At 66.5% G+C, this 1,623-nt stretch carries 1 protein-coding gene; it reads right to left on the reverse strand.

Going from position 1 to position 1,623, the window contains the following annotated elements; genetic code table 11:
- A partial coding sequence (locus tag U5798_RS36805) for an electron transfer flavoprotein-ubiquinone oxidoreductase (RefSeq protein ID WP_322084869.1) occupies window positions 1-1,623 on the reverse strand: 1,623 nt, incomplete at both ends.

The raw sequence follows: 1,623 nt of genomic DNA on the forward strand, positions 1-1,623 counted from the left end.
CCGCCTTCGGGCGTGACCCACACGATGTTCTGCGTCGGGTCCTTGATGTCGCAGGTCTTGCAGTGCACGCAGTTCTGCGCGTTGATCACCAGCCGATCGCCGCCGTCGTCGTTCTTCACGAACTCGTACACGGCCGCCGGGCAGAAGCGCGCCTCCGGCCCCGCATACGTGCGCAGGTTCACGTTCACCGGCACGCTCGCGTCCTTCAGCGTCAGGTGCGCCGGCTGGTTCTCCTCGTGGTTCGTGTTCGAGATGAACACCGACGACAGCCGGTCGAACGTCAGCTTGCCGTCCGGCTTCGGATACTCGATCGGCGTGCACTGCGACGCCGGCTTCAGCATCTCGTGATCCGCATGCTTGTGGTGCAGCGTCCACGGCACGTTGCCGCCCATCACCTTCTGCTCGAGCCCGACCATCAGCGTGCCGAGATACAGGCCCTTGGCCATCCACTGCTTGAAGTTGCGCGCGCGGTACAGCTCCGTGTACAGCCACGATTGCTTGAACGCGTCCGGGTAGGCGTTGAGCTCGTCCGACTGACGGCCGGCCTGCACCGCGTCGAACGCGGCGTCGGCCGCCAGCATGCCGGTCTTGATCGCCGCGTGGCTGCCCTTGATCCGCGACGCGTTCAGGAAGCCCGCGTCGTCGCCGATCAGCGCGCCGCCCGGGAACACCGTCTTCGGCAGCGACAGCAGGCCGCCGGCGGTGATCGCCCGCGCGCCGTACGACACGCGCTTGCCGCCTTCGAGGAACGCGCGGATCGACGGGTGCGTCTTGTAGCGCTGGAATTCCTCGAACGGCGACAGGTACGGGTTCGTGTAGCCCAGGCCCACCACGAAGCCGACCACGACCTGGTTGTTGTCCATGTGATACAGGAACGAGCCGCCGTAGGTATCGGACTTCAGCGGCCAGCCGGCCGTGTGGATCACGAGGCCCGGCTTGTGCTTGGCCGGATCGATTTCCCACAGTTCCTTGATGCCGATCCCGTACGCCTGCGGATCGGCGTTCGCGTCGAGCTTGAACTTCGAGATCAGCTGGCGGCCGAGGTGGCCGCGGCAGCCTTCGGCGAACAGCGTGTACTTCGCGTGCAGCTCCATGCCGAGCTGGAAGTTCTCGGTCGGCTCGCCGTCCTTGCCCACGCCCATGTTGCCGGTCGCGACGCCCTTCACGGAACCGTCGTCGTTATAGAGAATCTCGGCAGCCGGGAAGCCCGGGAAGATCTCGACGCCCAGCGCCTCGGCCTGCTGGCCGAGCCAGCGGGTCACGTTACCCAGCGAAATGACGTAGTTGCCGTGGTTCTGGAAGTTGGCGGGCAGCGCCCAGTTGGGCGTCGTGACGGCGCTCTTCTCGGACAGGAACAGGAAGCGGTCTTCCGTCACCTCGACGTCGAGCGGCGCGCCGCGTTCCTTCCAGTCGGGGAACAGTTCGGTGATCGCGCGCGGGTCCATCACCGCGCCCGACAGGATGTGCGCGCCGATCTCGGAACCCTTCTCGAGCACGCACACGCCGATCTCGGTGCCTTTCTCGGCGGCCAGCTGCTTGAGCCGGATCGCCGCCGACAGCCCGGCGGGGCCGCCGCCGACGATCACGACGTCGTATTCCATCGATTCGCGCGGGCCGTATTGC

Source organism: Burkholderia sp. BCC1972 (genome assembly GCF_905339605.1).
Taxonomy (GTDB): Bacteria; Pseudomonadota; Gammaproteobacteria; order Burkholderiales; family Burkholderiaceae; genus Burkholderia.